This window comes from Microbacterium sp. NPDC055910 (genome assembly GCF_042271185.1).
Taxonomy (GTDB): Bacteria; Actinomycetota; Actinomycetes; order Actinomycetales; family Microbacteriaceae; genus Microbacterium.
The window spans coordinates 1-18722 of record NZ_JBHJZS010000045.1 but is presented as its reverse complement, the minus strand read 5'-3'; the positions used below and the strand labels follow the sequence as shown (position 1 = coordinate 18722).

The 18722-nt window shown below is 70.2% G+C and carries 18 protein-coding genes; 15 read left to right on the top strand and 3 right to left on the bottom strand.

Annotation, left to right across the window (positions count from 1 at the left end; genetic code table 11):
• The first annotated feature begins 128 nt into the window (after positions 1-128).
• Entirely contained in the window at positions 129-647 is a 519-nt protein-coding gene (locus tag ACFC3F_RS14075) for a gluconokinase (RefSeq protein ID WP_376130979.1), read from the top strand.
• Between the two features lie 236 nt (positions 648-883).
• Here the strand turns inward: ACFC3F_RS14075 and ACFC3F_RS14070 are convergent, their stop codons facing one another.
• Positions 884-1339, bottom strand: coding sequence for an SRPBCC family protein (locus ACFC3F_RS14070; protein ID WP_376130976.1), 456 nt, complete (start codon positions 1337-1339; stop codon positions 884-886).
• 195 nt (positions 1340-1534) lie between these two features.
• Here ACFC3F_RS14070 and ACFC3F_RS14065 point away from each other — a divergent pair, with 195 nt between their 5' ends.
• Both ACFC3F_RS14065 and glgX read left to right on the top strand, forming a co-directional pair.
• The gene (locus ACFC3F_RS14065; protein ID WP_376130974.1) at positions 1535-2710 is read left to right on the top strand and encodes an alcohol dehydrogenase catalytic domain-containing protein; all 1176 of its coding nucleotides are present in this window, start codon (positions 1535-1537) and stop codon (positions 2708-2710) included.
• A gap of 20 nt (positions 2711-2730) precedes the next feature.
• Positions 2731-4938 (top strand): glycogen debranching protein GlgX, encoded by a 2208-nt coding sequence (gene glgX, locus ACFC3F_RS14060; RefSeq protein ID WP_376130985.1) that lies wholly within the window; start codon positions 2731-2733, stop codon positions 4936-4938.
• Here glgX and ACFC3F_RS14055 read toward each other — a convergent pair.
• Positions 4914-5777 carry a helix-turn-helix domain-containing protein gene (locus ACFC3F_RS14055; protein ID WP_376130971.1) on the bottom strand — a complete coding sequence of 288 codons (864 nt, stop codon included), beginning with the start codon at positions 5775-5777 and terminating at the stop codon, positions 4914-4916. The genes glgX and ACFC3F_RS14055 overlap by 25 nt on opposite strands.
• 191 nt (positions 5778-5968) lie before the next feature.
• Here ACFC3F_RS14055 and ACFC3F_RS14050 point away from each other — a divergent pair, with 191 nt between their 5' ends.
• Positions 5969-7138, top strand: coding sequence for a thiolase family protein (locus ACFC3F_RS14050; protein ID WP_376130968.1), 1170 nt, complete (start codon positions 5969-5971; stop codon positions 7136-7138).
• Between the two features lie 402 nt (positions 7139-7540).
• On the opposite strand, the gene ACFC3F_RS14045 is transcribed toward ACFC3F_RS14050, so the two are convergent.
• Positions 7541-8173 (bottom strand): TetR/AcrR family transcriptional regulator, encoded by a 633-nt coding sequence (locus ACFC3F_RS14045; protein WP_376130965.1) that lies wholly within the window; start codon positions 8171-8173, stop codon positions 7541-7543.
• A 115-nt stretch (positions 8174-8288) separates the two neighbouring features.
• Here ACFC3F_RS14045 and ACFC3F_RS14040 point away from each other — a divergent pair, with 115 nt between their 5' ends.
• From ACFC3F_RS14040 to ACFC3F_RS13990, 11 genes are all read left to right on the top strand, one after another.
• Entirely contained in the window at positions 8289-9035 is a 747-nt protein-coding gene (locus tag ACFC3F_RS14040; RefSeq protein ID WP_376130962.1) for an enoyl-CoA hydratase/isomerase family protein, read from the top strand.
• On the top strand, positions 9032-9937 hold the full coding sequence (locus tag ACFC3F_RS14035; protein ID WP_376130959.1) for a 3-hydroxyacyl-CoA dehydrogenase family protein: 906 nt from the start codon (positions 9032-9034) through the stop codon (positions 9935-9937). Before ACFC3F_RS14040 ends, ACFC3F_RS14035 begins: the two co-directional genes overlap by 4 nt.
• Entirely contained in the window at positions 9934-12096 is a 2163-nt protein-coding gene (gene paaZ, locus ACFC3F_RS14030; protein ID WP_376130956.1) for a phenylacetic acid degradation bifunctional protein PaaZ, read from the top strand. The genes ACFC3F_RS14035 and paaZ overlap by 4 nt, the downstream gene beginning before the upstream one ends.
• Positions 12093-12512, top strand: a complete 420-nt coding sequence (gene paaI / locus ACFC3F_RS14025; protein WP_376130954.1) for a hydroxyphenylacetyl-CoA thioesterase PaaI — start codon at positions 12093-12095, stop codon at positions 12510-12512. The genes paaZ and paaI overlap by 4 nt, the downstream gene beginning before the upstream one ends.
• 44 nt (positions 12513-12556) lie before the next feature.
• A complete protein-coding gene (gene paaA / locus ACFC3F_RS14020) occupies positions 12557-13528 on the top strand; it encodes a 1,2-phenylacetyl-CoA epoxidase subunit PaaA (RefSeq protein ID WP_376130951.1) in 972 nt (323 codons plus the stop codon).
• Positions 13528-13833, top strand: a complete 306-nt coding sequence (gene paaB, locus ACFC3F_RS14015; RefSeq protein WP_376130948.1) for a 1,2-phenylacetyl-CoA epoxidase subunit PaaB — start codon at positions 13528-13530, stop codon at positions 13831-13833. Before paaA ends, paaB begins: the two co-directional genes overlap by 1 nt.
• Before the next feature lie 200 nt (positions 13834-14033).
• Positions 14034-14819 carry a 1,2-phenylacetyl-CoA epoxidase subunit PaaC gene (paaC, locus tag ACFC3F_RS14010; protein ID WP_376130982.1) on the top strand — a complete coding sequence of 262 codons (786 nt, stop codon included), beginning with the start codon at positions 14034-14036 and terminating at the stop codon, positions 14817-14819.
• On the top strand, positions 14813-15295 hold the full coding sequence (gene paaD, locus ACFC3F_RS14005) for a 1,2-phenylacetyl-CoA epoxidase subunit PaaD (RefSeq protein ID WP_376130945.1): 483 nt from the start codon (positions 14813-14815) through the stop codon (positions 15293-15295). Before paaC ends, paaD begins: the two co-directional genes overlap by 7 nt.
• A complete protein-coding gene (paaE, locus tag ACFC3F_RS14000; protein WP_376130942.1) occupies positions 15295-16416 on the top strand; it encodes a 1,2-phenylacetyl-CoA epoxidase subunit PaaE in 1122 nt (373 codons plus the stop codon). The genes paaD and paaE overlap by 1 nt, the downstream gene beginning before the upstream one ends.
• 39 nt (positions 16417-16455) lie before the next feature.
• Positions 16456-17226, top strand: a complete 771-nt coding sequence (locus ACFC3F_RS13995; protein ID WP_376130939.1) for an enoyl-CoA hydratase/isomerase family protein — start codon at positions 16456-16458, stop codon at positions 17224-17226.
• A 352-nt stretch (positions 17227-17578) separates the two neighbouring features.
• A complete protein-coding gene (locus ACFC3F_RS13990) occupies positions 17579-18673 on the top strand; it encodes an FAD-dependent oxidoreductase (RefSeq protein ID WP_376130936.1) in 1095 nt (364 codons plus the stop codon).
• Positions 18674-18722: the final 49 nt, after the last annotated feature.

The window sequence follows — 18722 nt, the reverse complement described above, 5'->3', positions numbered from 1 at the left end:
CTCCAGGCCGGCGTGACTGCACCGGCGGGCCGCGACAGCGGGTGGACCCCGCAGTCTCGGCGCGCCGTTGCAGTCTCGCCGTGGAGGGGGCGTGCTTCACTGGACGCGAGGTCGGGAACGGAGCCCACATGGACGCGCAGCACGTGCAGGTGTGCGTCATGGGGGTGTCGGCCGCCGGCAAATCGACGGTCGGCCTGCTGCTCACTCAGCGGCTGGATGCCGCGTTCATCGACGCCGATGACCTGCATCCCGTCGAGAACACGACGAAGATGGCGGCGGGTCGGTCGCTGACCGATGACGATCGGTGGGTGTGGCTCGACGCGGTCGGTGCCCGATTCGCGGATGCCGCGGCTCACGGCCGTGACCTCGTGATCGCCTGCAGCGCGCTCGCGCGCCGCTATCGCGACCGCATCCGCAGCGCCGCCCCCGGTGTCGTGTTCGTGCACCTGCACGGGGATGCCGAACTGCTCGCGCAGCGCGCGGGGGATCGCCGCGAGCATTTCATGCCGGCGGCGCTCCTCGCCTCGCAGATCGAGGCATTGGAGCCGCTCGCACCGGACGAGCCGGGCGTGACGCTCGACGTCGCCGAGAGCCCGTCCGCACTCGCGGCCCGCGCGGTCGCCTGGCTCGGCCGGCACCCCGCGTAGACGGGGCCCGAGGCCGCCGCGGGCGTGCGTCGGCGTGCCTCATGGCGAGACCAGCACGGAGTCCGAGCAGGCCTCCGGCCAGAGCGCGGCATCCTCTCTCTCCCCTCCCCGAGACTGCAACGGACCGCCGAAACAGCGGGTGAACCCCGCAGTCTCGGCGCGCCGTTGCGGTCTCGCGGTCAGGGGCCCGAGGCATGGGGCCAGGGGTCAGCGGCCAGAGGTCTCGCGGTCAGGGGTCAGGCTTCGACGTCGCCGCGCCAGCCGCCGGTCTCGACGCCGCGGGACTCGATGAACTCCTTGAAGTTCTGCAGGTCCTTGCGCACGGCGTGGCCGCCCGCGCCGACGAGCGACCCGAGCTTCTCGGCGAAGCCCTCGGGCTCCCAATCGAGCTGGACGGTCACGCGCGTGGACGTGTCGGTCAGCTTGTGGAAGGTCACGACGCCCGCGTGGGCGGTGTCGCCTCCCACGCTCGTCCAGGCCACGCGCTCATCGGGGTGCTGCTCGGTGATCTCGGCGGCGAACTCGCGCGTCGCCCCGGCCACGGTGACCGTCCACCGCGTGTGCGTGTCGTCGACCTGCGTGATCTCGTCGACCTCGTCCAGGAACTGCGGAAAGCTCTCGAACTGCGTCCACTGGTTGTAGGCCGTGCTGACGGGGACGTCGACGTCGATGGTCTCGATGATCTGCACCACGATGGGTCCTCTCTGTTGGTCGTCTTTGCTCTATTCCAGACGGATGCCGCGTTCCTGACCACGGGGTTGACACCGACGCACGTCGGTGAGATCGAGCCGGATTCTCTCGGGTCAGCGGCATCCGATCAAGGGTCTGCCCGATGGCGGCGTGAGCGGCCACGGTAGAACGACACCCCGAACGCAAGGAGACGCGCTATGAAGGCACTCACGTGGCAAGGCACGCGCACCGTGGCGGTCGAGGAGGTGCCCGATCCCGTCATCATCGAGCCCACCGACGCGATCGTGCAGATCACCTCGACCGCCATCTGCGGGTCGGATCTGCACCTGTACGAGCTGTTCGGACCGTTCATCGACCGCGGCGACATCCTGGGCCACGAGCCGATGGGCGTCGTCGTCGAGATCGGCGACGACATCACGAGCCTCGCGGTGGGCGACCGTGTCGTCGTGCCGTTCAACATCTCGTGCGGGCACTGCTTCATGTGCCGGCGCGGCCTGCAGTCGCAGTGCGAGACGACCCAGGTGCGCGAATACGGCAGCGGGGCGGCCCTCTTCGGCTACACGAAGCTGTACGGCCAGGTGCCCGGAGGGCAGGCCGAATACCTGCGGGTGCCGCTCGCCGACTACAACCACGTGCGCGTCGGGGCCGACCTGCCCGATGACCGCTACCTCTATCTGAGCGACATCCTGCCGACGGCATGGCAGGCGGTGTCGTACGCCGACGTGCCGGCCGGGGGCACACTGGCGGTGCTGGGACTCGGGCCGGTGGGACAGTTCGTCGCGCGCATCGGTGTGCACCACGGCTTCCGCGTGCTCGCGATCGACCCCGAGCCCGAGCGTCGCGCCATGGCCGAGCGGCACGGCGCGCTCACCTACGACCTGACCGATACGGTCGTCGACGAGCTGCGAGATCTGACCGAGGGCCGCGGTGCCGATTCCGTCGTCGACGCGGTCGGCCTCGAAGCCCACGGCAGCGGTATCGCCGGCTTCGCGCAGAAGGCCGTCGGCCTGCTGCCGGATCCGGTCGCTCAGCGCCTCATGGACAAGGCCGGCGTGGACCGGCTCGCCGCTGTCTACGGCGCGATCGACCTCGTCCGCCGCGGGGGCACGGTCTCGTTGAGCGGGGTCTACGCCGGCGACGCCGACATCCTTCCCATGAAGACCATGTTCGACAAGCAGCTGTCGCTGCGGATGGGGCAGTGCAACGTCAAGCGCTGGATCGACGACGTCATGCCGCTCGTCGAGGACCCCGCCGACCCGCTGGGCGTCATGGACCTCGCGACCCACCGCGTCCCGCTCAGCGAGGCGCCGCGCATGTACGACACCTTCCAGAAGAAGGAGGACGGGTGCATCAAGGTCGTCCTGACTCCGTGACACCGACGGATGCCGCGGGGATCGCGGCGTGGCCGGGTTCGGCCTACCCGCTCGGGGCCACCTACGACGGCAACGGCACCAACTTCGCGATCTTCAGCGGCGGTGCCGAGCGGGTCGAGCTGTGCCTGTTCGACGGTGAGGACGAGGCACGCGTCGACCTCGTCGATGTCGACGCGTTCGTCTGGCACGCCTACCTTCCCGGAGTGCAACCGGGACAGCGATACGGATACCGCGTGCACGGCCCGTACGACCCCGCCAACGGTGTGCGCTTCAACGCGAACAAACTGCTCCTCGACCCGTACGCCAAGGCGGTCGACGGGCGGATCCGATGGTCGCCGGACGTGTTCGGATACGACTTCGACGACCCCGACTCGCGCAACGACGCCGATTCGGCCGCGCACATGATGAAGGGCGTCGTGGTCAATCCGTATTTCGACTGGACGGGCGACCGCCACCCGAAGACGCCCTACGCGCAGACGCTCATCTACGAAGCTCACGTCAAGGGGCTCACGCGGCTGCACCCCCTCGTACCCGAAGAGCTGCGCGGCACGTACGCCGGCATGGCGCACCCCGCCGTCATCGACCACCTGACGAAGCTCGGCGTGACGGCGCTCGAGCTCATGCCCGTGCACCAGTTCGTCGACGATTCGACGCTGCAGGAGAAGGGGCTGTCGAACTACTGGGGCTACAACACGATCGGCTTCTTCGCGCCGCACAACGCCTACTCGTCGTCGGGTGAAGCGGGGGAGCAGGTGCAGGAGTTCAAGGCGATGGTGCGCGCCCTGCACAACGTGGGGATCGAGGTCATCCTCGACGTCGTCTACAACCACACCGCCGAGGGCAATCATCTGGGCCCGACGCTGTCCATGCGCGGCATCGACAACCGCGCCTACTACCGCCTCGACGGCGACGACCCGCGGTTCTACACCGACTACACGGGCACGGGCAACAGTCTCAACGCCGGCGATCCGCACGCGCTGCAGCTCATCATGGACTCGCTGCGCCACTGGGTCATCGACATGCACGTCGACGGCTTCCGCTTCGATCTCGCCTCGACGCTCGCGCGCGAGTTCTACGATGTCGACCGCCTCGCGACGTTCTTCGAACTCGTGCAGCAGGACCCCGTCGTGTCGCAGGTGAAGCTCATCGCCGAACCGTGGGATGTCGGCCCGGGCGGATACCAGGTCGGCAACTTCCCACCGCAGTGGACCGAGTGGAACGGCAAGTACCGCGACACGGTGCGCGACTTCTGGCGCGGAGAGCCTCAGGCCCTGGGCGAGTTCGCATCACGGCTCACCGGCTCCGCCGACCTCTACGAGCACTCCGGACGCCGGCCCGTGGCATCCATCAACTTCGTCACCGCCCACGACGGCTTCACGCTGCGCGACCTCGTGTCGTACGACGAGAAGCACAACGAGGCCAACGGCGAAGACGATCGCGACGGCGAATCGCACAACCGCTCGTGGAACGGCGGCGTCGAAGGTCCGACCGACGATTCCGACGTGCTCACGCTGCGCGCGCGTCAGCAGCGCAACTTCCTCGCGACGCTGCTGCTGTCGCAGGGGGTGCCGATGATCTCGCACGGCGACGAGCTCGGCCGCACGCAGGGCGGCAACAACAATGCCTACGCGCAGGACAATCCGACCGCCTGGGTGGATTGGGATGCCGCAGACCTGCCGCTCGTGGAGTTCACGGCCGCCCTCGCGCGCCTGCGGCGCGAGCACCCCACCTTCCGGCGCAGCCGCTTCTTCGACGGTCACCCCGTCGAGATGGCCGAAGGCGCGCCGATTCCCGACGTCGTCTGGCTGCGCCCCGACGGCACCGCCATGCGGCCAGAGGACTGGGACTCCGGCTTCGGGCACGCGATCGGGGTGTTCCTCAACGGCAGGGGCATCCGCGAGCGCGACCAGCGGGGCGAGCCCGTGAACGACCTGCATTTCATCGTGCTGTTCAACGCCGCCGCCGAGCCGGTCGATTTCACCATTCCGAGTGTCGCCTTCAGCCCGCAGTGGGCCGTGCGCGTCGACACCGCCGGCCGACTCCCTCCCGAAGATCCCGTCTCACCGGGCTCGACGGTCCGGGTCGAGGCCCGGGCGCTCGTCGTGCTCGGCGAGATCGATGCGGGTTCGGCCGACGTCGAGGATTCGGTCGCCGCCTCGCTCCGGCATCAGGCGCCCGCCGTCGTGCCGGAGGACCCCGACGATCACCGCGCGTTGTCGCTCGGGTAGCAGCCGTACGCGGCGCGATAGTGCTGCGCGAAGCGCGAGGGGTTCGAGAAGCCCCAGCGTCGCGCGAGCGCGGCGATCGTGCCGGCGGTTCCCTCGAGCAGCTCGGCGTGGGCTCCCGCGAGCCGCGCCGACCGCAGATACTCGCTCGGTGTGCGCCCGGTCGCACGACGGAATGCGTACTGCATGCCCCGGGTCGACATCCGCACTGCGGCGGCGACGTCATCGACCGTGACGGGCTCGCGCGCGTGGTCGTCCATGTACGCCATGGCGCGGCGCACGCTCGCGGGCGCGGCGGCGGTCTGGTGGGGGCGCTCCAGTGCGTGCAGGTAGCTCGTGGGAAAGGCCGACAGCGTCACGACGAGGGCGTGCCGGCGAATCTCCGATTCGAGGACGGGGTGGTCCTCGCCGATGGCGCCGAGACCGTTCATGACGTGGCGGAACGTCGATTCCCACGCGCGACCGGCCTGCGCCGTGCGCGGAGCGGGGTCCGTCACGTCGAGCACGAGACGGTCGTCGCCGCACGCCTGGCGGGCGAACTCCTCGGCTCTCGTCCGGTCGAAGACGAATGCACGCACGTGGGCGGCGCCGTCCCATTTCGCCCGTGTCGGGGCGTCCGCCGCGAGCCAGGGGAGTGACGCATCGAGCGTGCGCTGCCCGCTGCCGACCCAGCCGTTCTTCGCCACGACGCGGCACGCCATGAGCTGGCCCTGAGGATCTATCGACGAGCTGACGCGTGCCGTGAGCGAGTAGGAGACGACCGAGAGGCCCTCGATCTCGGCCGAGGCCCATTCGAACGGGAATCGCACGGGGTCGGCGTGCTCGAGTCGGGCCGATGGCACGTGCCGCTGCCACATCTCCTCGGCGGATCGGGCTCCGCGGCTTTGCACACGCAAGACTTCTGCCATGTCTTCTGGGTCTCCAGTTATGGCCGCCCCAGCGTCCGCCGCTGACATCCTGGCACGAAACCGACACGACGCGGCACACGGCCCGAGGCGCGAGCGGCGCCCCGCGACCTGACAGAATCTTCTCCATGCGGGAATCTTTCGTGTACGACGCTGTACGCACTCCTTTCGGTCGCGCGGGCGGCGCTCTGGCGGGCGTCCGGCCCGATGATCTGGCCGCGGTCGTCATGCGCGCGACCGTCGAACGCACGGGCATCGACCCGGCGCGGATCGACGACATCGTGTTCGGCGACGCCAATCAGGCCGGCGAAGACACGCGCAACGTCGCGCGCATGAGCGCCCTGCTCGCGGGATTTCCCACGACCGTCCCGGGCGTGACCGTCAACCGCCTGTGCGGATCGTCCGTCGAAGCGGTCATCCAGGCGTCCCGGGCGATCGAGGCCGGCGACGCCGACATCGTTCTCGCGGGCGGTGTCGAATCCATGAGCCGCGCGCCGTACGTCGTCGAGAAGTCGCCGCGGGCGTGGCCGTCGCTGGGCAATCAGACGATGTGGAACACCGCGATCGGCTGGCGCATGACCAATCCCCGGCTGCCCCGGGAGTGGACGATCTCGAACGGCGAGTCCGCCGAGAAGCTCGCCGGCATCCACACGATCCCGCGCGAGGAGCAGGACGCCTTCGCGCTGCGCAGCCACCGCCGCGCCGCCGCCGCGTGGTCCGAGGGCGTCTACGACGACGAGATCGTGCAGGTGCCCGGCGCGTCGCTCCTGCGCGACGAGGGGATCCGCGACGACACGACCCTCGACAAGCTCGGGAGCCTCACGCCGCTCTTCGCCGCCGACGGGACCGTCACGGCGGGCAACTCGTCATCGCTCAACGACGGCGCATCGGCCGTGCTGGTCGGCGGTGCCGGCGCGATCGACGCCGAGCCGCTCGCCCGGATCGCCGGTCGCGCGGCGTTCGGCAACGACCCCGACGTCTTCGGCGTCGCCCCTGTCGAGGCGGCGAATCGGGCTCTCGCGCGTGCGGGACGCACGTGGGCCGACGTCGACGTCGTCGAGCTCAACGAGGCGTTCGCGTCGCAGAGTCTCGCGTGCCTGCGCGGCTGGCCCGACCTCGACCCCGAGAAGGTCAACCTGCACGGCGGAGCGATCGCGATCGGGCATCCGCTCGGTGCGTCGGGCGGTCGCATCATCGGGCACGCGGCGCACGAACTGCGCCGCCGTGGACGAGGTGTCGCCGTTGCCGCCATCTGCATCGGCGTAGGGCAGGGTCTGGCCGTCGTCCTCGAGCGCTGAAGCACCTTCGGAAGAAGGTGGCGGCAGGCCGGAACGCGCAACAGGAACGCGCTGCGTGCGCGAGGGCGCGCCGGGACGGCATAAGATCGATCCTGAATCTGTCTCAGAGGGCCTGTTGTCGCGTGTCCCCAGCACGTAATGCACAGACCGTCCCCCAGCGGTCGACAACCGGCTGACAGATCGAAAGGGCCCCCTCGAGCGGTCAGCGCCAACTGCACCACTCGAGGGGGCCGCCACACAGTCTCGAAGACTGCGTGTTGAGCGCGTCGTGACCTCGCCAGGGGTTACGAGTAGTCCTCGGCGCGCTCCGCGACCGCTTTCCCCAAGAACGCGGTCGGCCCCAGTTGCTGAGTCGACAATACTCCCTGCGGTCGTGTCCACCAAATGGTGGACACCGCGATGTCACGCATTCGACACATTCCGGATGCCCAGACCGTCGAGTGCGACCCTCAGGGTGTCGGTCGCGAGTGTGTCGGCATCGAGGCCGCCTCCCGGCCGGTACCACTCGGTGACCGAGTTGACCATCCCGAACATGAGTCGCGTCGCGACCGCACCGTCGACGTCGGAGCGCACTTCGCCCGCGCGCTGTGCGGCGGTGACGAGCGCGGTCACGCGGTGATCGAACGTGCGTCGGCGATCGAGGGCACGTCGCTCGACGTCGCTGTTGCCGCGGACGCGCAACAGCAGCGTGACCGACGGCAGTCGTTCGACGAGCACGAGCACAGCGCCGTGCAGCACGAAGCGCAGGCGATCGATCGGCGTGCCCGAGGTGGCGCCGGGCGCGTCGAGCAGCGTCTCGAGGCCCGTCAGGGCGTCGTCGACCGCGACTTCGAGCAGCTCTTCGCGAGAGGCGAAGTGGTGGTAGAGCGCGGACTTGGTCACCCCGAGCCGGGACGCGAGGTCGGCGACCGACGTCGCGTCGTAGCCGCGTTCGTTGAACAGATCGACGGCGACGGCCAGGATGCGCTCACGCGAGTAGCCCGGGCGACCGCGGCGCGCGGGAGTCGCCTGCTCGGTTGCCGGAACGGATGCCACGCTTCAGTCTCCCATCGGCGCGCTTGGGGCTCGCGTTCGATTCTGGCATGATTACTGAACGATCGGTGAGAAATTGCCGGTCCGGATCACCGCGCACCGGGGCGAGAGGACGAGGATGTCAGGCGAACCGACCGCGTTGCGCGTCGAGCACGTGGAGTCCCACGTGCTCGCGACACTCGATCGTCCGGGCACGCGAAACGCGATCGACCAGGCGACGATCGACGCCCTGCACGCGCTCTGTGCGGAGCTCGAAGCGTCGCCGCGCGTGCTGATCCTCGCGGGCGCGGGTGGCGTCTTCGCGTCGGGGGCCGACATCGCCCAGCTGCGCGACCGCCGTGCCGACGACGCGCGCCGCGGCATCAACACGACGGCGTTCCGCCGTGTGCGCGCTCTGCCGATGCCGGTCATCGCGGCCGTCGACGGCTATGCGCTCGGCGGCGGCGCCGAGCTCGCGTACGCGGCCGACATCCGCATCGCCTCGCCCGCGCTCAAGATCGGCAACCCCGAGACGGGGCTCGGGATCATCGCGGCGGCGGGCGCGACCTGGCGTCTGCCCCAGATCGTCGGAGAGGCGCGCGCGGCCGAGCTGCTGCTGACGGGACGGATCCTCGACGCCGACGAGGCTCTCGCGTGGGGGCTCGTCTCGGCGATCCACCCCGCCGGCGACCTCATCGGCGCGGCGCGCGCGATCGCCGATCGGATCGGGCGCAACGACGCGCTCGCGACGATGCACACCAAGCGCGCCCTGCTCGCTCCCGCCGACGCGCACCCCGCGATCGAGCTCGACCTGCAGGCGGAGCTCTTCGAGAGCCCCGAGAAGGAGCGCCGCATGACCGCCTTCCTCGACCGGAGGTCGCGATGACCCCCGCGCTCCCCTCGTCTCCGGTCCCTGAGCCCGCCGAAGGGAAGTCACCCGCACCCCTCCGCGTCGGCGTCCTCGGCGGAGGACGCATGGGCGCCGGGATCGCGCACGCCTTCGTGCTCGCGGGAGCGCACGTCACGGTCGTCGAAGTGGATCCGGATGCCGCCGAGTCGGCCCGCGTCCGCGTGCTCGAGTCGCTCACTCGCTCGGTCGATCGCGGCGCGACCGCGCTGCCGCTCGACACCCTCGCCTCCGCACTGGCCGTCGCCAGCGACGTGCGCGCGTTCGCGTCGTGCGAGCTCGTCGTCGAAGCCGTCCCCGAGGACCGCGGGCTCAAGCGCGACGCCCTCGCCCGTGTGGAGGCGGTGCTCCCCGGCGACGCCGTGCTCGCCTCGAACACGTCGTCGATCTCGATCGACGACCTCGCCGCCGACCTCGAGCGCCCGCAGCGGTTCCTGGGGCTGCACTTCTTCAACCCCGTCCCTGCCTCGGCGCTCGTCGAGGTCGTGATCGGCGACGCGACCGCCCCCGAGCTCGCCGACAGCGCCCGCGCGTGGGTCGCCGCGCTCGGCAAGACCCCCGTCGTCGTGCGCGACGCGCCCGGCTTCGCCTCGAGCCGGCTGGGAGTCGCCCTCGCGCTCGAGGCGATGCGCATGCTCGAAGAGGGCGTCGCCTCGGCCGAGGACATCGATCGTGCGATGGAGCTCGGCTACCGGCATCCGGTCGGTCCGCTGCGCACGACCGACATCGTCGGCCTCGACGTGCGGCTGGGCATCGCCGAAGAGCTGCACGACAAGCTCGGAGACCGCTTCGCACCACCCGCGCTCCTGCGCCGGATGGTCGCCGACGGTCACCTCGGACGCAAGAGCGGTCGAGGCTTCTACGAATGGAGTGAGACATGACCCGGATCCTGCCGAGCTACGTGCGCGACGCGTGGTGGACTCCCGACCCTTCGACGATCGACCCTTCGGTAAGCTCAGGGACCGGGGCAAGCTCAGGGGCCGGGGCAAGCTCAGGGGCCGGGGCAAGCTCAGGGGCCGGGGCAGGCTCAGGGGTCGGGGCAGGCTCTGGGACCGAGGTGCGGGACGCGTCGACGGGGGAGGTCGTCGCGACGATCAGCACCGCGGGGCTCGACCTCGCGGGTGTGCTGGACCACGCGCGCACGACGGGACAGCGCACCCTCGGCGCCCTCACGTTCCACGAACGGGCGGTGCTGCTCAAGCAGTTCGCGACGATCCTCAACGGGCGTCGTGAAGAGCTCTACGACCTGTCGTTGCGCGCCGGATCGACCAAGCGCGACTCACTGAACGACATCGACGGCGGCATCGGGGTGCTCTTCACCTACTCGTCGAAGGGTCGGCGCGAGCTGCCCAACTCGACCGTGTACGTCGACGGGCCCGCCGAGCCGCTCTCGAAGGACGGCTCGTTCCTCGGCCGGCACGTGTACACGCGTCTCCCCGGCGTCGCGGTGCAGATCAACGCCTTCAACTTCCCCATGTGGGGAGCCCTCGAGAAATTCGCCCCCGCCTTCCTGGCGGGCGTGCCGACCGTCGTCAAGCCCGCCACACCCACGGCGTACATCGCCGAAGCGTGGGTGCGCATCCTCGTCGAGTCGGGGCTGCTCCCCGACGGATCGCTGCAGCTGGTCAGCGGTGCCGTGCCGGACCTGTTCGACCACGTGCGACTCGGCGACCTCGTCGGCTTCACCGGCAGCGCCTCGACGGCCGAGCGGCTGCGCGACAAGGCCGACCGCGACGTGCGCTTCACAAGCGAGACCGACTCGATCAACGCCTCCGTGCTGGGCCCGGACGCGACGCCGGGAACCCCCGAGTTCGACGCATACGTAAAGCAGCTCCTGGTCGAGATGACGACCAAGGCCGGGCAGAAATGCACGGCGATCCGTCGCGCCATCGTGCCCGCGGCATCCGTCGACGCGTTCGTCGAGGCGGTGCGCGAGAAGATCGCCGAGCGCGTCGTCATCGGCGACCCGCACGCCGAAGGCGTCACGATGGGGCCGCTCGTGTCGACGCAGCAGCGCGACGAGGTGCTGCGCCAGATCGCCGCGCTCGAAGACGCCGGCGGCCGCCTGCTGCTCGGGTCGACCGATGCACCCGATGTCGTGCGCGCCGACGGCACGACGGGCCCCGCCCCCGACGGCGGCTTCGTCGCCCCCGTGCTGATCGGGTTCTCGGATGCCACCACCCCGGCCGTCCACGACATCGAGGCGTTCGGGCCCGTCGCGAGCGTGCTCGCCTACGACACGCTCGAGGAGGCAGCGCACCTGGTCGACCTCGGCGGCGGGTCGCTCGTGACGAGCGTCGCGACGAACGACCCCGATGTCGCGGTCGAGCTCATGACCCGCATCGCGGCGTTCAACGGTCGCGTGCTGTTCCTCAGCCGCGACAACGCGCGCACGTCGACGGGCCACGGCGCTCCCGTGCCGCACCTCGTGCACGGCGGTCCCGGCCGCGCCGGCGGCGGCGAGGAGCTCGGTGGCATCCGCGCGGTGCTGCACCACATGCAGCGCACCGCCGTGCAGGGCTCGCCCGAGATGCTCACGGCGCTCACCGGCGTGTGGCACGAGGGCGCTCCGGCGCGGGCCGAGGGGCGGCATCCGTTCCGCAAATCCGTGTCCGAGCTCTCGCTCGGCGACCAGATCGCATCGGAATCGCGGACCGTGACGCTCGAGGACATCGAGACGTTCGCGCACTTCACGGGCGACACCTTCTACGCGCACATGGACGAGGAGTCCGCCGCGGCGAACCCGTTCTTCCCGGGGCGCGTCGCGCACGGCTACCTGCTCGTGTCGTGGGCGGCCGGGCTCTTCGTCGACCCCGAGCCGGGCCCGGTGCTCGCCAACTACGGGCTCGAGAACCTGCGGTTCATCACGCCCGTCTCGCCCGACGACGAGATCCGCGTGACCCTCACGGCGAAGCAGATCACGCCCCGCGAGACCGACGAGTACGGCGAAGTGCGCTGGGATGCGGTCATCCACAACCAGCGCGACGAGATCGTCGCGACCTACGACGTGCTCACGCTCGTCGCGAAGGAGCCGGCGTGACCGACCCGGCCGAGTGGTTCGCCGGCCAGCGCGCGATGCTCAGGGCAGATCGCGCGTCGGCCGCCCTCGGGATGGTCATCGAGCACGATGGTCCCGAATACTGCGCCGTGTCGATGCTCGTCCGCGACGACATGACCAACGGATTCGGCATGACCCACGGCGGCATGGTGTTCGCGCTCGCCGACACGGCGTTCGCCCTCGCGTGCAACGACGACGAGCAGGTGACGGTCGCCGCCGGCGCCGATATCTCGTTCCTCGCGCAGACGAAGGCCGGGCAGACGCTGCGGGCCGAGGCGCGACGCCGCGCGGGAACGGCGCGCACGGGCGTGTACGACGTGACGGTCAGGGACGAGGACGGAAGCGTCGTCGCGGAGTTCCGCGGGCGCTCGGTCACGACCCGCGCTACACTTACTTAACGAGTGTTCTGTTATTCGAGAGCACCCCGAACCCGGAGTCGACGATGACATCACCAGAACTGGCCGCAGTGGATGACGCGGACGAGCTCGCGACCTTCGACGCGCTCATCGCCGCCGAGCAGCGCATCGAGCCGCGCGACTGGATGCCCGACGCCTATCGGCGCACGCTCATCCGACAGATCTCGCAGCACGCGCACTCCGAGATCATCGGCATGCAGCCCGAGGGCAACTGGATCACCCGCGCGCCGAGCCTCAAGCGCAAGGCGATCCTGATGGCCAAGGTGCAGGACGAGGCGGGCCACGGGCTCTACCTCTATTCGGCCGCGCAGACCCTCGGGATCACGCGCGACGAGATGACCGACCAGCTCATCGAGGGCAGGGCGAGGTACTCGTCGATCTTCAACTATCCGACGCCGACCTGGGCCGACATGGGCGCGATCGGATGGCTCGTCGACGGCGCCGCGATCTGCAACCAGGTGCCGCTGTGCCGCGCATCGTACGGACCGTACGGTCGCGCGATGGTGCGCATCTGCAAAGAGGAGTCGTTCCACCAGCGGCAGGGCTTCGAGATCCTGCTGACGCTCATGCGCGGCAGCGAAGCGCAGCGCGAGATGGCGCAGGACTCGGTCAACCGCTGGTACTGGCCCTCGCTCATGATGTTCGGTCCGCCCGACGATGCCTCGCCGAACTCGGCGCAGTCGATGGCCTGGAAGATCAAGCGCTTCTCGAACGACGAACTGCGGCAGCGATTCATCGGGATGCTGGTGCCCCAGGCCGAGATCCTGGGTGTCACGCTGCCCGATCCCGAACTCCGGTGGGATGAGGACGCGCAGCGCTGGCACACGAGCGAGATCGACTGGACCGAGTTCAACGAGGTGCTCTCCGGCCGCGGACCCATGAACGCCGAGCGCATCCGGAACCGTCGCAACGCCCACGACGAGGGTGCGTGGGTGCGCGAGGCAGCGGCCGAGTATGCGCGCAAGCAGGCCGCGAAGGCAGAGGGGCGGGCAGCCTGATGGCGGCGCCCGGAGTCTCCGACCGCGAGACCTGGCCCCTGTGGGAGGTCTTCGTCCGCGCGAACCGCGGCTTGTCGCACGTGCATGCGGGATCGCTGCACGCGCCCGACGCCGACATGGCGCTGCGCAACGCGCGCGACCTGTATACGCGCCGCGGCGAGGGCACCTCGGTGTGGGTCGTGCCCGCAGAGGCGATCACGACGAGCGACCCGGACTCGAAGGGCGCGTTCTTCGAGAGTCCCGCGGGAAAGAACTACCGGCACGCCGTGTACTACACGGCGTCCGAGGGGGTGCCGCACCTGTGAACGGGCCGACGTCCAACCCGCTGGTCGGTGAGCGTGTCGAACCGTCGACCCTTCGGCAAGCTCAGGGACCGGGGCAGGCTCAGGGAGCGGGGCAGGCTCAGGGACCGGGGCAGGGGCCAGGGCAGGCTCAGGGACAGGGGCCGGAACACGGTCACGGGCCGGAGGCATCCGGCGGCCACGGCGAGGTCACGGTCGAGCAGATCGAGCTGTCCGCCGAGCTGTCGGGGGGCGACGCCGTCGCCTCGCCCGAGGCGGGGGAGTACGCCCTGTGGCTCGGCGACGACGCGCTCATCCTCGCGCAGCAGCTGAGCGCTTGGATCGCGAAAGCTCCCGAGCTCGAGGAAGACGTCGCGCTCGCCAACATCGCGCTCGACCTGCTGGGCCACGCCCGATCGCTCCTGCGCTACGCGGGAACGGCGAGCGGACGCACCGAAGACGACCTCGCCTACTGGCGCGACGAGCCCGACTTCCGCAGCGCATGGCTCTTCGAGCAGCCCAACGGCGACTTCGCGCAGACGATCGCGCGTCAGCTCGTGGCATCCGTCTATCTTTTCGAGCTCTACACGGCGCTGCAGCGTTCGACCGACGTGACGCTCGCCGCGATCGCCGCGAAGTCCGTGAAGGAGGTCGAGTACCACCGCGACCATGCCGTGCAGTGGACGCTGCGCCTCGCCGGAGGTACCGACGAGTCGCGGCGTCGCATGATCCGCGCCGTCGGCGACGTGTGGCCCTACGTCGACGAGCTGTTCCGTGACGAACCGCTCACGGATGCGCTCGCCGAGGACGGCGTCGCCGTGCGTCCGTCGACGCTTCGACCCGCCTTCGACGCCGTCATCGCGGCTGTGTTCGCCGAAGCAGAGCTCGAGGTGCCGCAGGTCCCCGGCTCGTCGGCGGGCGGTCGCCACGGCCGGCATTTCTCGACGCTCGGCTACCTGCTCGCCGAGATGCAGGTGCTCGCGCGACAGCATCCGGGGGCGACATGGTGACCGCACTTCCCGACGCCTGGTCCGTCGCGGCGGGCGTGCTCGACCCCGAGGTCCCGGCGCTCACGATCGAAGACCTCGGTGTGCTGCGTGACGTCCGCGTCGACGGCGCCCGGGTCACCGTGACGATCACGCCGACCTACTCGGGCTGCCCCGCGATGGACACGATCCGCGAAGACCTCGAGCTCACGCTCGGTGCCGCCGGTTACGACGACGTCGACGTCAGACTCGTGCTCTCGCCCGCGTGGACGACGGACTGGATGACCGATGCCGGCAAGCGCAAGCTCGAGGAGTTCGGCATCGCACCGCCGACCGGCCGGGCTGCCGTCGGTGTCGTGCGTCTGCAGCTGGGCGTGAAGTGCCCGCGCTGCGGATCGCTGGACACCCGCGAGATCTCGCGCTTCGGCTCCACCTCGTGCAAGGCGCTGTGGGAATGCCGCGCGTGTCTCGAGCCCTTCGACCACTTCCGGGTGCACTGATGACGACGACGCGCCGGCGCGGCCGCTTCCACACACTGCGGGTGGGCGCCGTGCGCCCCCTCACCGACAACGCCGTCGAGGTGACCTTCGCGGTCCCCGAGCAGCTGCGCGGCGATTTCGACTACTTCGCCGGCCAGCACGTCGCCCTGCGCACGCGCATCGACGGCCACGAGGTGCGACGCTCGTACTCGCTGTGCCGGGCGGTCGACGCGGGCGGCGGAGGCGACGGTCCCCGCACGATCAGCGTCGCGATCAAGCGCGACCAGGGCGGCCGGTTTTCGAGCTGGGCGCAGACCGAGCTCAAGCCCGGCGACAAGATCGACGTCATGAGCCCGCAGGGCACGTTCACGTCGGGTCTGGCCGATCTCGACGGCGCGCACGTCGCCGGCATCGCCGCCGGATCGGGCATCACGCCGCTCATGGCCCTCGCCGCGACCGTGCTGGGCCGGTCGGACACGTCGCGGTTCACGCTCGTCTTCACCAACCGCTCGACGACCGACGTCATGTTCCTCGAAGAGCTCGCCGACCTCAAGGACCGCTACCCGACGCGGCTCGCGCTGCACCACGTGCTCTCGCGAGAGCAGCGGTCGGCGCCGCTGCTGTCGGGCCGCATCGACGAAGATCGGCTGCGGCGCATCCTGGATTCGCTCGTCCTCCCCGAGACGGTCGACGAATGGTTCCTGTGCGGGCCGTTCGATCTCGTGCAGCTGTGCCGAGACACGCTCGAGGACGTCGGCGTCGACCCCGCCCACGTGAGATTCGAGCTGTTCACGACGGGAGAGCCCGGTGCCGAGCTGCCCGATGCCGGCCGGCCGGTCCTCGTGCGTGACGACGAGCCGGTGCGGCGCATCGAGTTCTCGCTCGACGGGCAGTCGCAGAGCGTTGACAGCCCGGTCAGCGCCAACGAGTCGATCCTCAACGCGGCGCTGCGCGTGCGCGGAGACGTGCCGTTCGCGTGCTCAGGCGGAGTGTGCGGCACCTGCCGCGCGCTTCTCGTCGACGGTTCCGTCACGATGACCGAGAACTACGCGCTCGAACCCGACGAGCTGGAACGCGGCTACGTGCTCACCTGCCAATCGCACCCGACGAGCGATCGGGTCGTCGTCGACTACGACGTGTGAACGGATGCCGCGGCTCGCAGCATCCGCGAGAGGAGAACCATGATCGAGCTCACCATCGACGGCACGGTCGCGCACGTCGTGCTCGACAACCCCGACAAGCTCAACGCGCTGGATGAAGCGGCGATCCGAGACCTCGACCGCGCGTATGCCGAGGCGGCCGCCGCGGGCGTGCGTGCCCTCGTGCTGCGCGGCGAGGGCCGCGCCTTCTGCGCGGGGCGCGACATCTCGGGCGTCGACCCCCGCGACGACGACGTCATGGGCTACCTCGGCGGGCTCGTGACGCCGCTGCTGCGCCGCATGGCGGAGTTTCCGGCGCCGACGTTCGCCGCGGCCCACGGCGCGTGCCTCGGTGTCGGCCTCGGTCTGCTCATCGCGACCGACGTCGTCTACGTGGCTGACTCGGCCAAGATCGGCTCGCCGTTCGCGGGGCTCGGCGCGACGCTCGACTCGGGCGGGCACGCCCTCTTCTATGAGCGGCTCGGGGCCCACAAGACGCTCGACCTCATCTACACGGGGCGCCTGATGTCCGGGACGGAGGCGGTCGAGTCGGGCCTGTTCTCACGAGTCCTGCCGGCCGAGGACGTACGGGCGGCGACCATCGAGGCCGCCGAGCATGCGGCATCCGGAGCGACCGCGGCCTTCGTCGCCAGCAAGAAGCTCGTCGCGCGCCTGCGCGATGAGCGGCTCGCCCTGTGGGAGTCGGTCGACGTCGAGAACGCCGCACAAGCGGCGCTGTGCGACACCGACGACTATCGCGAGGGGTTCGCGGCCTTCCAGGAGAAGCGCAAGCCCCGGTTCGAAGGACGCTGAGGCCCGCCGCCGAGGTCCGCCGCCGAGGTGATCGCGCATACGCGCGGTGTTCGGTGTGCGTCGCGCTACCGAAACCTGCGCGCGCCCCCTTTCGATCGGTAGCTCGTGCACGTATCGGTAGCGCGAGCGCGTATCGGTAGCTCGTGCGCGTGTCGGTAGCGCGAGCGCGTATCGGTAGCGCGAGCGCAGGGGTGATGGCGGCGGGCGCCCCCACCGCGCCGCGGATATCCGCGAGACTGCATCGGGACGGCGAGACTGCGGGGTCTACCCGCTGTCTCGACCTGCCGACGCAGTCTCGCGGTCGATGGGCGCGGGCGGAATGGGGGTGCGGGGGCGGGCGTTGGGAGCCGGTATGGAAGCCCGTGAAGTCGACGTCGTCGTGATCGGCGCCGGCCAGGCGGGACTCTCGGCCGCCTATCACCTGCGACGCCGCGGGTTCTCGGTGCAGGGCGATGCTCCGAGCTTCGTCGTGCTCGACGCGAACGAACGTCCCGGCGGAGCCTGGCAGCACCGCTGGGAATCCTTGCGGATGGGCACGGTCAACGGCATCCACGAACTGCCCGGATTCCCGGTTCCCGCGCTCGGGGATCACGAGTCCAGTCGCTCCGCGCTGCCGCCGTACTTCTCCGAGTACGAAGAACGGTTCGCCCTCGAGGTGCTCCGTCCCGTGCGGGTCACCGCAGTGCGCGACGCGGGCGAGAGGCTGCTCGTCGACTCGGATCGCGGCGCGTGGGCCGCGCGTTACGTCATCAACGCGACGGGAACATGGACCCGCCCGTTCTGGCCGCACTATCGCGGGCGGGAGAGGTTCCGCGGACGCCAGCTGCACGTGTCCGACTACACGGACGCGACGGACTTCGCCGGTCAGCGCGTCGGAATCGTGGGTGCGGGGATCTCGGCCGTGCAGCTGCTCGAGGAGATCTCGCACGTCGCGGAGACGGTCTGGTTCACGCGCCGCGAGCCGCAGTGGGCCGAGGAGGCGTTCGACATCCCGGCGAGGATCGCCGCGATCGCCGGCGTGGAGGATCGGGTGCGCCGGGGCCTGCCGCCCGGGAGCGTCATCTCGGTCACCGGCATGCATTGGACGCCGTGGGCGCGCGCCGCACAGGCGCGCGGAGTTCTGGTGCGGCATCCGATGTTCGTCTCGATCGAGGAGGACGGCGTCCGCATGCCGGACGGCTCGTTCATTGCGCTCGACACGATCCTGTGGGCGACCGGCTTCCGCGCGGCGATCGACCACCTCGCGCCGCTGCGGCTGCGCACGCCGGAGGGCGGCATCCGCGTCGCGGACTCACGTGCGCTGGATGAGCCGCGCCTCTTCCTCATCGGCTACGGACCGTCGCAGTCCACGATCGGCGCGAACCGTGCCGGTCACGCCGCCGTGCGGGCGATCCTGCGCGACGAAAAAGCCCGCGAGACTGCAACGGCAGGTCGAGCCAGCGGGTGAACCCCGCCGTCTCGACCTGCCGGTGCAGTCTCGCGGTATAGGTGCCGGG